The 13,057-nt window shown below is 38.1% G+C and carries 13 protein-coding genes and 2 tRNA genes; 8 read left to right on the forward strand and 7 right to left on the reverse strand.

Features of this window, described 5'->3' with window-relative positions; all coding sequences use genetic code 11:
• Window positions 1-21: 21 nt before the first annotated feature.
• From ligA to ACF3OC_RS06455, 3 genes are all read right to left on the reverse strand, one after another.
• Window positions 22-2,040 (reverse strand): NAD-dependent DNA ligase LigA, encoded by a 2,019-nt coding sequence (ligA, locus tag ACF3OC_RS06445; protein ID WP_094280461.1) that lies wholly within the window; start codon window positions 2,038-2,040, stop codon window positions 22-24.
• 123 nt (window positions 2,041-2,163) lie between these two features.
• The gene (locus ACF3OC_RS06450) at window positions 2,164-3,195 is read right to left on the reverse strand and encodes a glycosyltransferase family 2 protein (RefSeq protein WP_094280462.1); all 1,032 of its coding nucleotides are present in this window, start codon (window positions 3,193-3,195) and stop codon (window positions 2,164-2,166) included.
• A complete protein-coding gene (locus ACF3OC_RS06455) occupies window positions 3,196-4,062 on the reverse strand; it encodes a lysophospholipid acyltransferase family protein (RefSeq protein ID WP_392471149.1) in 867 nt (288 codons plus the stop codon).
• Window positions 4,063-4,136: 74 nt separating this feature from the next.
• Here ACF3OC_RS06455 and ACF3OC_RS06460 point away from each other — a divergent pair, with 74 nt between their 5' ends.
• Together ACF3OC_RS06460 and ACF3OC_RS06465 are read left to right on the forward strand one after the other, a co-directional pair.
• Window positions 4,137-4,748 (forward strand): WbqC family protein, encoded by a 612-nt coding sequence (locus ACF3OC_RS06460; protein ID WP_094280464.1) that lies wholly within the window; start codon window positions 4,137-4,139, stop codon window positions 4,746-4,748.
• 67 nt (window positions 4,749-4,815) lie between these two features.
• On the forward strand, window positions 4,816-5,466 hold the full coding sequence (locus ACF3OC_RS06465) for a hypothetical protein (RefSeq protein WP_392471151.1): 651 nt from the start codon (window positions 4,816-4,818) through the stop codon (window positions 5,464-5,466).
• A gap of 363 nt (window positions 5,467-5,829) precedes the next feature.
• On the opposite strand, the gene ACF3OC_RS06470 is transcribed toward ACF3OC_RS06465, so the two are convergent.
• The 3 genes from ACF3OC_RS06470 to ACF3OC_RS06480 form a co-directional block, all read right to left on the reverse strand.
• A complete protein-coding gene (locus ACF3OC_RS06470; protein ID WP_094280466.1) occupies window positions 5,830-6,444 on the reverse strand; it encodes a sugar O-acetyltransferase in 615 nt (204 codons plus the stop codon).
• 422 nt (window positions 6,445-6,866) lie between these two features.
• On the reverse strand, window positions 6,867-7,499 hold the full coding sequence (locus tag ACF3OC_RS06475; protein WP_094280467.1) for a nitroreductase family protein: 633 nt from the start codon (window positions 7,497-7,499) through the stop codon (window positions 6,867-6,869).
• Between the two features lie 29 nt (window positions 7,500-7,528).
• Window positions 7,529-8,131 (reverse strand): TetR/AcrR family transcriptional regulator, encoded by a 603-nt coding sequence (locus tag ACF3OC_RS06480; RefSeq protein ID WP_094280468.1) that lies wholly within the window; start codon window positions 8,129-8,131, stop codon window positions 7,529-7,531.
• Between the two features lie 119 nt (window positions 8,132-8,250).
• Here ACF3OC_RS06480 and ACF3OC_RS06485 point away from each other — a divergent pair, with 119 nt between their 5' ends.
• Window positions 8,251-9,111 (forward strand): patatin-like phospholipase family protein, encoded by an 861-nt coding sequence (locus ACF3OC_RS06485; protein ID WP_094256848.1) that lies wholly within the window; start codon window positions 8,251-8,253, stop codon window positions 9,109-9,111.
• A 63-nt stretch (window positions 9,112-9,174) separates the two neighbouring features.
• Here the strand turns inward: ACF3OC_RS06485 and ACF3OC_RS06490 are convergent, their stop codons facing one another.
• A complete protein-coding gene (locus ACF3OC_RS06490) occupies window positions 9,175-10,002 on the reverse strand; it encodes an alpha/beta fold hydrolase (protein ID WP_094280469.1) in 828 nt (275 codons plus the stop codon).
• A 137-nt stretch (window positions 10,003-10,139) separates the two neighbouring features.
• Here ACF3OC_RS06490 and ACF3OC_RS06495 point away from each other — a divergent pair.
• The 5 genes from ACF3OC_RS06495 to ACF3OC_RS06515 all read left to right on the forward strand — a co-directional run bounded on the left by ACF3OC_RS06495 (window position 10,140) and on the right by ACF3OC_RS06515 (window position 13,055).
• Window positions 10,140-10,213, forward strand: a tRNA-Arg gene (locus ACF3OC_RS06495).
• Window positions 10,214-10,407: 194 nt separating this feature from the next.
• Window positions 10,408-10,481, forward strand: a tRNA-Arg gene (locus tag ACF3OC_RS06500).
• Between the two features lie 74 nt (window positions 10,482-10,555).
• Window positions 10,556-11,125: an adenylate kinase gene (locus ACF3OC_RS06505; RefSeq protein ID WP_094256850.1), complete on the forward strand. Its 570-nt coding sequence runs from the start codon at window positions 10,556-10,558 to the stop codon at window positions 11,123-11,125.
• A 25-nt stretch (window positions 11,126-11,150) separates the two neighbouring features.
• Window positions 11,151-12,152 carry a GTPase ObgE gene (gene obgE, locus ACF3OC_RS06510; protein ID WP_094256851.1) on the forward strand — a complete coding sequence of 334 codons (1,002 nt, stop codon included), beginning with the start codon at window positions 11,151-11,153 and terminating at the stop codon, window positions 12,150-12,152.
• 132 nt (window positions 12,153-12,284) lie between these two features.
• Window positions 12,285-13,055 carry a TIGR02757 family protein gene (locus ACF3OC_RS06515; protein ID WP_094280470.1) on the forward strand — a complete coding sequence of 257 codons (771 nt, stop codon included), beginning with the start codon at window positions 12,285-12,287 and terminating at the stop codon, window positions 13,053-13,055.
• Window positions 13,056-13,057 lie beyond the last annotated feature (2 nt).

The raw sequence follows: 13,057 nt of genomic DNA on the forward strand, positions 1-13,057 counted from the left end.
ATATATTTTGTTATTTTAATTCTATTTATTAATCATCGCCAATAATTCACTCTCGGAAATCATTGGGATTTGCAGTTTTTCAGCCTTCGCCAACTTGGAAGGACCCATTTTATCCCCTGCTACCAAGAAATTCAATTTAGAAGATATACTACTGATCATCTTGCCTCCATGTGCCTCGATTAATTCAGTCAATTCTTCCCTCGAATAATCTGCAAACACGCCTGAAATTAAAAAGGTCTTCCCTGATAAGTTATCTCCAGCTAAAACAATTTCCTTCTCTTCAATCTCAAACTGAAGGCCCATGGCCTTTAATTTCTCGATCTCTTCCCAATGTTCTGGATTGACCAAGTAGGCATTGATGCTCTCGGCAATGCGTAATCCAATATCTTGGACCGAAAGTATTTCATCAACATTCGCAGATCGAATAGCATCGATATTTTTGAAATGCTGCGCAAGTTTCTTAGCTACTGTTTCTCCAATATGACGAATACCTAATCCAAATAATACCTTTTCAAAAGGCTTGCTCTTGGATTGTTCAATCCCCTTTATCATATTGTCGATGGACTTTTGTCCAAATCGCTCAATGCCTACCAATTCGGACTCCCGATCTTTTAAGGTATAGATATCCGAGATTTTGCGGATCAAGCCCAAACGGAAAAATGTTTCAATCGTTTCATCACCCAATCCTTGGATGTCCATCATTTTACGACCAATAAAGTGTTGTAGTTTTCCTACGATTTGAGGTTTACAACCATCTTCATTTGGACAATAATGCACGGCTTCTCCCTCTTCACGAACCAATTCTGTTCCGCATTCCGGACAGTGTGTCGGATATTCAAAAGGTTTTGCTCCTTCAGGACGTTTCTCCACATTGGCACCAATAATCTTTGGAATGATCTCGCCTCCTTTTTCGACAAAAACAGTGTCATGAACATGAAGTCCCAACCGCTCAATTTCGTTCGCATTGTGTAAGGAAGCACGTTTTACCGTAGTACCCGCCAATAAAACGGGTTTAAGATTAGCAACTGGTGTCACTGCTCCGGTTCGACCTACCTGATAGCTGATGCTATTCAAAATGGTTTCAACCCGTTCTGCCTTAAATTTATAAGAGATTGCCCATCTCGGAGATTTCGCTGTGAAACCTAATTCCTCCTGTTGAACAAAATCATTGACTTTAATCACAATCCCATCAATCTCGTAGGATAATTGATGACGGGCATCGTCCCAGTAATGGATGAATTCTAAAACCTCATCGATTGAATTACATAATTTGCTATGCTCACAAACTGGAAAACCCCAAGATTTTACTTCCTCAATACTATGCCAATGGTCATGGAAAAGCTTGTTGCGATTGTCACAATACAAAAAGTATAAAAAACAATCCAACGGTCTTTTGGCCACTTCTGCAGAATCCTGTAGCTTGATGGTGCCTGAGGCGAAGTTTCTCGGATTGGCATAGGTTTGCTCTCCGTTTTCCTCCCGCTCATTATTTAATCTTAGAAATGCAGATTTATGCATAAAGATTTCACCTCGAATATCAAAGCTCTCAGGGTAGTTTCCTTTTCTTAATTGATGGGGTATACTCCGGATGGTTTTTACATTATTGGTCACATCGTCACCTTGTGTTCCATCTCCGCGAGTTACTGCCTGGACCAATTTCCCATTCTCATAAGAAATGGAAATCGATAGCCCATCAAATTTCAATTCAGCAACATATTGAACTTGATCTCCAACTACTTTACGGACACGATTATCAAAATCCTTTAACTCCTGTTCGTTGTAGGTATTTCCTAAAGACATCATTGGCCATTTATGACGAACCGTCTGAAATCGCTGGGTGATATCACCACCTACTTTTAAAGTAGGGGAGTTAGGATCCCTAAACTCAGGATGTTGAAGTTCTAAAGCTTCTAGTTCCTTTAATTTATGATCAAAATCGTAATCAGATATAGAGGGTTGAGCCAAAACATAATATTGATAATTATATTCATTCAGCTCGCGTGTAAGTTCTGCTATTTTCGCTTGAATATCTATTGACATAGACCACGAAAATACAAAATATATTAAGGGTAAAATAATTTAAAACAACTATTTAATTAATTGCGCAAAGTGTTGCAGAACCCTGAAAATTAAACTAGAAAAGATAATTCAGAACTTTAACACTTAATGGAAATTATTGTCATTCAGTTCGGAGTATTTATGGATATTATTCATGTAATAATCCCAAATAATGGAATTTTTATATTGTCCTTTCTTGTTTTCTTTCTGCTGATATTTCTTTCTCTTTTTTGCGGTTTTGAAGAAATTCATGAAGAAATATTGATGTCCTCTGCTGACTGCCCATGCATCAGCGGATTTTCCATCGAAAAGAAACTTGATCAATGCAAATAAATCCAACCATAATCGAATTGATATTTTCCATATCGCTGCTCCAACCGATAGGTTCTTTTGGAGCATGACTAAATTATTTCTGAAATTTAAATAGGTCTTTTGTGGGTTGCTGGTTTTTAATGTACCACCACCGACATGGTATACCACTGAGTTCGGACAATAACCAACTTTATAGCCCATCTTTTTTAATCGCCAGCAAAGGTCGATTTCCTCAAAATGGGCAAAGAAATCCGCATCAAAGCCTTCGGCCTCATGCCATGCCTTGGATTTGATAAACAAGGCTGCGCCTGTTGCCCAAAAGACCTCCCGTGCATCATTATATTGGCCCTTGTCCTGTTCGACCTTATCCAGGATGCGACCTCGACAAAATGGAAAACCAAAATAATCCAGGTATCCACCCGCTGCGCCGGCATGCTCAAACTCACCTTTGCTATGGTAAGATTGGATCTTTGGCTGGCAAGCAACCATTAACGGATCCTGCTCCATGTATTTAATCACGGGTTCAACCCAATTTTCTGAAACCTCAACGTCCGAGTTCAGTAAAATGAAATAATCCGCCTCAACTTGTTTTAGGATTTCATTATAGCCACCCGCAAATCCCAGGTTCTCCGGATTACGGATAATCTTGAACATCGGGAAGTTCTCTTCCACATAAGCTATAGAATCATCGGTTGAACCATTGTCACCAATGATAAATTCAATATTTGGGTATGTGCTATTAAATACCGAAGGAAGGAATTTCTCCAAGAAATACTTCCCGTTCCAATTTAATATGACAACGGCAACTTTCGGGTAATTTGACATTTAATTTCTTCTTTTACGCTTCCATCTGCGATGGGACCATAGCCAATATTCAGGCTCCGATTTGATAATTTCCTCCGTAAAGCGATTGTGAATATGGGTAATTTCATGCTCCGGATATGCATCTGGATTTTCAACCAAGGTTGTAAACTTACATGAATAATACCCTCGTTTTTTCTTTCGCCTAACTTCACAGAATACCACCGGAAATTTTGTTAATCGTGAAATTCGCTCTGCCCCAGTGTAAACTAATGTATCCTGGTTCAAAAATTCCATGAAATAATCAGAATCCTGATAGGTAGGTGTCTGGTCTGCTACAAACATACTAATATGCGGGACATTTTTCAACTTAATAATATGTCTCAAAATCTGTTTCATCGGCACCATTTCGGCTCCAAATCGCGAACGTATCTGATTATGAATCGTATTGAAAACTTTATTGTTTAATGGTTTGTAGACAATTAGCTCTGGAACATCCATCATCAAGGATAATCGATGGATAGAAAGTTCCCAATTCCCATAGTGCGAGGTCACACCGATGACTCCCTTACCTTGCTCGGTATATTGATATACTTCCTCAGGATTTAGTAATTCAATCCTTTTGATGACCTCCTCTGGTTTTATGGTCGCCATTTTAACGGACTCGACCAGCAAATCAGGAAAGTATCGGTAAAAGCGATAGGCAATTTCTTTGATTTCGGATTCCGATTTCTCAGGAAAGGCATTTCTTAAATTTTGAAAAACGACTTTTTTGCGATACCCAAAAACATAGTAAATCAGCAAAAAAAGAAAGTCAGAGAGGATATAAAGGCACCAAAAGGGCAGGAGGGAGATCAAATATAATGTGCCATAAATCAGTTTTTCCTTCATGCCTTTTTAAAGTACTTTACAAATATCCTCAAATAAAGTTATTTTTGCGGACAAATTGAAGTGATTATTCGTTTATGTCAGTAGGATTATTATTACCAGCGTTTTATTTGCCCAATATCAGTTATTTTCATACCATCAAAAATAATGAAGGGCCTATTATTATGGAGCAGTGGGAGCACTTTCCAAAACAAACCTTCCGCACAAGAGCCCAAATTGCAACGGCAAATGGTGTTCTGGACTTACTGGTCCCAATACAGCATGGTAAAAAACAAAGACAAAAATTGAATGAAGTTTTGATCAATTATGATCATCCTTGGCAACGTTTACATTGGTTAAGCCTCCAAACGGCTTACCGTAGTTCGGCTTACTTTGAATTCTATGAAGATGACTTTCGTAGATTTTATGAAAAAGAGTACAACCACTTGCTCGAGTACAATGTGGAGCAACTGCAATTGATTTTAAAACTGCTCAAGTTGAATCGTGAAATTGTTTTCAACGATAAGTATGAAGCAGAATCGCCCAATGCGCTGGATTATCGGAATGTAATTCATCCTAAAAAACCTTCCCTGGTTCCTGATCAAAAGCCATATTTTCAGCTGTTTGAGGATAAGAATGGGTTTTTACCAAACTTGAGTATTATTGACCTGTTGTTTAGTCAAGGTCCTCAATCGAAAAACTATTTCTAATAAGTTTTTATTTTCTTCGTGAAACATTTTGTTTATGTTTAATGTTGTCCATTAAATCGTCTATTTCATGAAGAAAACTGTATTGATCTGCATTTGCATTTTTTTAGCTATTTCCGCGTTTGCACAATCGGGAGCTGATACCCTCCATTACCGAAAGGTTTATTATTTTGGGGGTACGGGTTTGTCGTTCCCTATCGGGAAAACCAGAAATGTATTGACGACAAAACTGTTTACCGGAAGCATGGGCTTGGATATATCCTTGAAAAATCCCAAATATTATTTACAGCCCACTTTATATATGCTCAGTTTTGGATACGACCAATTGCAAGATGATCCAGAGTATAATAGGGTGTTAAAGAATGCTCGCTCTACCATGTACATCCTAAGCTTAGCTGGCGGAATTCGAAGGCAATGGGAGCGATTAAATACCTATGCATACTTAGGACCTTCCGGTGCATTGAATATGGAACCCCGATCTGAGGATATTGGTGACGGAACGGTGGAATTGAATTATGAATATAGTATCTCCCCAGCAGTGAAATTAGGGGTAGGTTCCGATTATAAATTCAAAGGATTTTTCCTTGGAATGGAAGTCGGATATATGCACAATTTCCGCAAAATGCAAGGCAATCCAGTGAATGTGCTTTCAATAATGGTCGGTTTAAAATCCGACATTACTAAGTTAAGTGATAAAGTCGTAGAAGTTATTTCAAAATAATTGTAAATTTATTTATCTGTAAATCAATTACTTATATATCCTTGTCAAATAATAGGCTATTTTTTTTAAAATATAATACAATATGGCAAGATATATGTCGTTATTACACTATCTAGATAAATAGAAAATATTTAGGTTAATAATTGGTTTGGTAAAATACCTGGAGTTCTCCGCTCCGGGTATTTTTGTTTTTAGCCCAATTGTAAGGGATAAACTTTTTGAAAAAAAACTTGCTTCCTTAATAATAAAGCGTTTTAGTTACCGTTTAGATAGTAAATTCATAATTTCATAATTTAGGTTAATAATTGGTTTGGTAAAATACCTGGGGTCCCCAACCTCAGGTATTTTTATTTGATAAGGAGGTTATTCTGCCTCAAAATCGAATTTCTTGTCCCTAAAATAATAAACCTTATCTCTAGCATTTATTTCCCGAATTACCTTACAAGGGTTTCCAGCTGCTACCACGTTATCCGGAATATCTTTCGTCACTACTGATCCGGATCCAATCACCGAATTTGCGCCGATCTTTACGCCAGGATTAATGACGGTATTTCCACCAATCCAAACATTGTCGCCAATCTCAATCGGCATGGCGTATTCCCACCCTTCAACACGAAGTACGGCGTCAACAGGATGTCCCGCCGTAAATAAACTTACATTGGGTGCAATCATGACATTATCCCCGATAATCACCTTGGCACAATCCAGGATGGTCAAGTTATAATTTGAATAAAAATTATCGCCAACTTCGATGTTATAGCCATAATCGCAGTAAAATGGAGGCTCAATGAAAAATCTACTGGTCGTCTTCCCAAATAGCTTTTTGATGATTTGATTCCTGGCTTTGATTTTTGTGGGATCCATGAGATTGAACTTTTGTAATTCAACCTTAGCATGCTGTCGTTCCCTAAATAATTCATCCCCAGATGCTATATAGGGTTCTCCGGCTATCATCTTTTCTTTCGAAGTCTTATTCATTGTTTTCCTTTTTATTGTTGTTAGTGGATTTCATTCTGGCTATTTATTGAAATAATCGATTTTAGAGCCTATCGGTCTTTAAAATAAAAAAAATCATTGAAGGATAGGAAGTTTTTTATGGATAGCATTATTAAATGATAGGGAATGAATTCAGGATAAATAAATGAGACTACCGGATATTGGTCTGAAATCCTTCGGACCTGCTAGGGACTTCCTTCGAAAAAATTCGAACAACATCCGACGGAGATCCGAAGAAGGTCCGGAGAAAGTCCGATCAAACGCAGTATTTCTCTTGGATTTTGGATTGCTTAAAGTCGAATAAGTCTCTGGAATAAAATTCGGTTTGCTAGGTGAGTCTTTAGAATTTTTAGCCAAATAAAAAAGCCGCCAAAAGTGGCGGCTTAGAAAAGATTATTATGCGTTTAGTTTTTGCTGATCACAAAGTTTTCCTTAGCAATTCTTACTTTTTTCAAGTTTACCAACCAATCATTGGATTCATCACGATGACCTAATGCTAAGATGGTTACTGAACGTAAGCCAAGTTCGTTTAATCCAAGGAATTGATCCAATGCAGCATTGTCAAAACCTTCCATTGGGGTAGCATCAATGCGTTGTTCTGCAGCAGCAGCGATTGCCATTCCGAATCCTATATAAGCCTGACGTGCAGCGTGCTCAAAATGTTGTTCTCTGCTTTGTTGGTTAAAACGAGTCATTAAACTGTTTTTATAATCATTAGCAAATCCTGCTGGCAATCCGCGTTCTTGTTCTTGTAATAAGAAAACTGAATCAACACGGTCTTGGGTATATTCATCATAAGCCGCAAAGATCAATAAGTGGGATGCATCTACGATTTGTGATTGATTGTAAGCTAATGGACGGATTTGCTCTTTGATTTCCTGGTTGCTGATTTCGATGATTTTGAAAGGGTGTAGTCCAGAAGAAGTAGGAGCAAGACGCGCTGCTTCAATAATATAGTCGATTTTTTCTTGTTCTACAGCTGCGCCAGTCATTTTTTTAGTGGCGTATCTCCATTTTAAGTCTTGTAATAAGCTCATTTTAGTATATTAATTTGTTGTTTCTAGAATTATACGAGTATAGATTTGATGTAACCATCCATGGCGTCTGCAAGGACTTCCGATGGGCATCTACTTTCATTCGAGTCAATGGATAAAAGATCAATTGCTACGATGCCATGTAAAATAGACCATAGCGTTTTCAGTTTCAGATATCTATCAATTTTCTTTTTTCCACTTTCTAAGATCGCTTCATCAATTAAATCCAGCATCTTGTCGGATACTTTTTTAATATCTTCGGACTCCCTGGTTTTTTCGCAGGTTGGGATGCCCAATCCAAACATAATTTCATAATGTTTTGGATGTGCGACTGCGAATAGCCAATAGGCTTTGGCCAATTGATCGATTTTAATGGCGATAGCTTTGTCTGCTTGAATTTCTTGATCCATGGATTGCAGAAGTTTTTGAAATCCTTCTTGCACGAAATAGGCAGATATAGCCTCTTTATTTTCGAAATGCTTATAAATAACAGGTACAGAATATTCAATTGCATCGGCAATTTTGCGGATAGAAAGTGCAGCCCAACCCTCATTTTCCACGATTTCTCGGGAACAGCAGATAATCTGTTCTTTAAGTTCTTGTTGTTGTCTGATTTTTCTTTCTGTCAGTCCCATATCTCATTTAGTTAACAGTGTTAGCAAAAGTAACAATGATATTTAGATGTTGCAAACATCTATTAAAAACAAACATCAATATGACAATTAGCTTTGGGAAATAAAGACTAACTTTAGGAATGAACTTCTTAAAAAGTAAGAGAAAAGTATCATTAGTTCTCGGGAGCGGAGGGGCTCGGGGGCTGGTTCAAATTGGAGTAATTCGTTGTTTAGAAGAAAAAGGATATGAGATAGACGAGGTCGTAGGATGTTCGATTGGATCCTTGATTGGCGCTGCCTATGTGGAGGGGAAGTTGGAGAATTTGGAAGATTGGATGCGCTCCATAACCAGAAGGCAAGTGTTTAAATTAATGGATTTTACCAATCCTAAATTTGGTCTACTCAAGGGTGAGCGGGTCTTTGAATCCCTTAAAGATATTTTTCCGGACAAGAATATTGAGGATATGGATATTCCATTTCGGGCGATTGCTACCGATATGGTCAGTGAAAAAGAAGTTGTTTTTGATAAGGGTAGCGTTTACAAAGCTATTCGTGCTTCCATTGCAATTCCAGCAGTGTTTACCAGTATTGAAAGTGAAGATTGGAATTTGGTAGATGGCGGTGTCATCAATCCATTGCCGATCAACTATGTTCGCAGAAAACGTCGGAATATCGTAATTGCGGTGAATCTAGATGGAAAGCCAGACTCAGAATATGGTCCATATAATGGTGCAAAAGGATTAAATGCGATTTCCATGTTGCAGGAGTCCTATTTCATGATGCGTAGAAGATTGAGTCAGTTAAGTGTAGAACTCTATAAACCCGATTATGTCATTAATATACCCCATAATATTGCAGGGATCTGGGATTATGATAAGGCGTCCTTTATGATCGAGAAGGGTAAAGAATTGACAGAGAAAGTGGTTCCAGATGTGCCAATAAAGAAGAGAATTTCAACCGAAAGCCCTAAAAAAGAAAAAGAACAGCGAAAAGTATCTTAAGAAAATTGAGCTTTTCCATTTTCATTCCCAAAGAAATTTCTGAAATCAAAAAAAAGAGGTCGATTATTCGACCTCTAATAATAATTTATTCATGTGAAGATTAAATTCTTCATGATGTTCCAGGTTTGGAAGATGCCCGCAATCCTCCATTTCAATATATTTTGAACCTTTGATAAGCTTGGATAATTCTTCCATCAATGGGGCTGGAGTAATTTTATCCTCTTTACCACGAATGATCAAGGTCGGAACAGAAATTTTCTCCAGGACTTCGGTAGTATCCGTCCTTGCTGCCAATGCCAATAAGGTAGCACAAATGGATTCAATACTATTTCTTCGGATGCTACTCTTAATCAGTTCTACAGCATCCGGGTTATTTTCTATACTCTTTTTCGAGAAGAGGTTGGCGATAAATCCGATTGCATAAGGACGTCGTCCATATTGTAGTACGGCCTGAATAGCGTCAAAACGTTTTTGTTTTCCAGCGTTATCATCTGGTTTACTATGCGTATCCGACAGGATCAGTCCGGAGATGCGTTCCGGAAAAAGTTGATAGGCCCTAAGGGCGATATATCCACCCATGGAAACTCCGCAAAGCACTGCTTTTTCAATTTCCATTTTACGCATGAATACACCTAGATCTTTTGCGAAGACATCGATAGAGAAAAAACCATGACCTTTTGTGCTATTCCCATGCCCTCGGATATCGATGGCAATTCCGGTGATATTATCTTCGAGGCTTTCGAGTTGTTCACGCCAAGTTTTTTTGTTGAAAGGGAAGCCGTGCAGGAAAATAATGGTTTTTTCGGGCTGTTCAGTCGCTTTTTTTATATAATAGGAGATACTAATATCTCCGATTCGGATTTTGTTGCTTTTAATTATACGTTCGGCCATAATTTTAAATATATAAATATCAACACGATAAGCAAAATATAGTTTGAAATTGATTAAAAAAGGGAAAAAGGATTTGGAATAATTAAAAAAGTAACGATATTTGCGCCACCTCAAAGGACAATATGTCCTGCAAGAATGCGCTCATAGCTTAATTGGATAGAGCATCTGACTACGGATCAGAAGGTTAGGGGTTCGACTCCCTTTGAGCGCACTTTCTTTATTTTAAACCGAATCCCATTAATTTCCATATTGATTCTTTTTTAACAAATTCATAACGTAAAAATAACTCGTTGAGCATGAAAGCAATTGGTTTTAAAATTAAAAAAAAATTTTGCTGACACTATTATTTCCTTATATTTGCATCACCAAAACAGAAAGGGCGTCAGTCGTATAGTATTGGTTGCCGCGCTCATAGCTTAATTGGATAGAGCATCTGACTACGGATCAGAAGGTTAGGGGTTCGACTCCCTTTGAGCGCACTTGGAAAGAGCCTAATTCTTATACGGGATTAGGCTTTTGTTTTTTTTACATCTTAAAGAAATAACAACAAATTATGCTAAACCTAGTTTTATTCGGACCTCCAGGGGCAGGTAAGGGAACTCAGTCGGCTAAATTGATCGACAAATACGCCTTACATCATATTTCAACAGGAGATATGTTCAGAGGACACATCAAAAATCAGACAGCACTTGGTAAAGAAGTGAGTCAGATTATTGCTGATGGAAATTTAGTTCCAGACTCGATCACTATTTCTATGTTAGAAGAGGAATTGAAAAATAATCCTGATGCAAAAGGATTTATTTTCGATGGTTTCCCACGTACTGTAGCACAGGCTGAGGCTTTGGATAAATTCTTGGAAGCAAACAATACCGCAATCACAGGTGTCATTGCTTTAGATGTAGATGAAGCTGAACTTACACAGCGTATCGCGAAACGTCAGGAAATTTCAGGACGTGCAGATGATGCGGCTGATAAATTGAAAAAACGTATCGAAGAATATTTTGGAAAAACGATTCACGTGTTACCTTACTATGAAAGCCAAGGTAAACTTAGCAAAGTGAATGGTATTGGCGATATCGAAGAGATCTTCGCTAATCTTTCAAACGTTATCGATAATTATTAATAAAAAATCTGATTAAGGATATAGTATGGCTCAGGGGTCAAATTTTGTTGATTATGTAAAGGTATGTTGCCGTTCAGGACATGGTGGTGCCGGCTCAGCGCATCTTCACCGTGATAAACACACGGCAAAAGGTGGGCCTGATGGTGGTGATGGCGGTCGTGGTGGACATATTATTCTCAAGGGATCACATCAGCACTGGACCTTGCTACACCTGAAATTCAGAAAACATATTATTGCCGATTCTGGTGAAGCCGGAGGTAGTGCATTGCGTACAGGTGCCAATGGAAAAGATGAAATTCTGGAAGTTCCACTAGGTACGGTTGCAAAAAATGCCGAGACGGGAGAAGTACTTTTTGAAATCACCGAAGATGGTGAGACCAAAATTTTAACTCCTGGTGGTCGTGGTGGACTAGGAAACTGGCATTTTAAGTCCTCAACGGTTCAGACTCCACGATTTGCCCAACCGGGATTGCCGGGTAAGGAAGAATGGATGATCTTGGAATTGAAAGTTTTGGCGGATGTTGGATTAGTAGGGTTCCCAAATGCGGGTAAATCAACTTTACTATCCGTTGTATCTGCAGCAAAACCTGAAATTGCCGATTACCCCTTTACTACCTTGGTGCCGAATTTGGGAATCGTAAGTTACCGTGATGGCAAGTCCTTTGTCATGGCTGATATCCCTGGAATTATTGAAGGGGCTTCCGAAGGAAAAGGGCTAGGACACCGCTTTTTACGTCATATCGAAAGGAATTCTGTTTTGTTATTCCTTGTTCCTGCCGATACTGATCGTACAATAGAAGAAGAATACAACATTCTGTTGAATGAATTGACAGCATATAACCCCGAGTTATTAGATAAGCCAAAGTTATTGGCGATCAGTAAATCGGATATGCTGGATGAAGAGCTTGAAAAAGAAATGGCTCTGCAAGTTCCAAAGGGGATACCTTATCTCTTTATATCCTCCGTTACTGGAAAAAATATTCAGCAACTTAAGGATATGATTTGGAAAGCAATCAACGAACAATAAACAAAAGCCATCGAAAGATGGCTTTTTTATTTTATGTCAAAATTCCCCTAAACTTCTCTTGGTCTGCTGTTCAATCTTAAACGGAATTTGAATCTAGATAGAGATAGAATTCTTTTCCTTAATTTTGCAGCAATGGATTTAGCATTAAAAGATTTTTTAGATCGGAAGGTAGAAGAATATAATCAACCGAATTTTATACCCAATGATCCCATCAGTATTCCACATCAATTTACACGAAAACAGGATATAGAGATTATGGGGTTCTTTGCCAGCATTTTGGCATGGGGACAAAGAAAAACCATCATCAATAAATGCAATGAGCTTATCCAACGTATGGATGGAAGTCCTTATGAATTTATCCTGAATCATCAGGAAGAAGATTTGAAAAGTCTTCTTGGATTTAAACATCGAACCTTCAACGATACCGACCTATTGTATTTTGTGAGTTTCTTTCAATACCATTATCGTCATTTTGAAAGTTTGGAGGATGCTTTTTTATTGGATGGCCTAGCGGATGATTTTACGATAGAACAATCCTTAAATACATTTAAATCTTATTTCTTTTCCTTGGCTGATTTTCCAGAAAGGACTCGGAAACATGTGAGTTCTCCGCTTCAGAAATCGAGTTGCAAGCGATTGAATATGTTTTTGCGTTGGATGGTCAGAAAGGATAACAAAGGGGTTGATTTTGGACTATGGAATAGAATGCAAGCTAAAGATTTGATTTGTCCTTGTGATGTGCATGTGGAGCGGGTAGGACGCAAATTCGGGTTGATCCAATCCGATAAGGTCAATTGGAAAACAGCACTGGAATTAACTGAAAATCTAAGGTTACTTGATCCCAATGATCCAGTGAAATATGATTTTGCGCTGTTCGGACTCGGCGTAGCAGGGGAGTTATAAAT

This window comes from Sphingobacterium cellulitidis, assembly GCF_043187465.1.
In the GTDB taxonomy this organism is placed as follows: Bacteria; Bacteroidota; Bacteroidia; order Sphingobacteriales; family Sphingobacteriaceae; genus Sphingobacterium; species Sphingobacterium cellulitidis.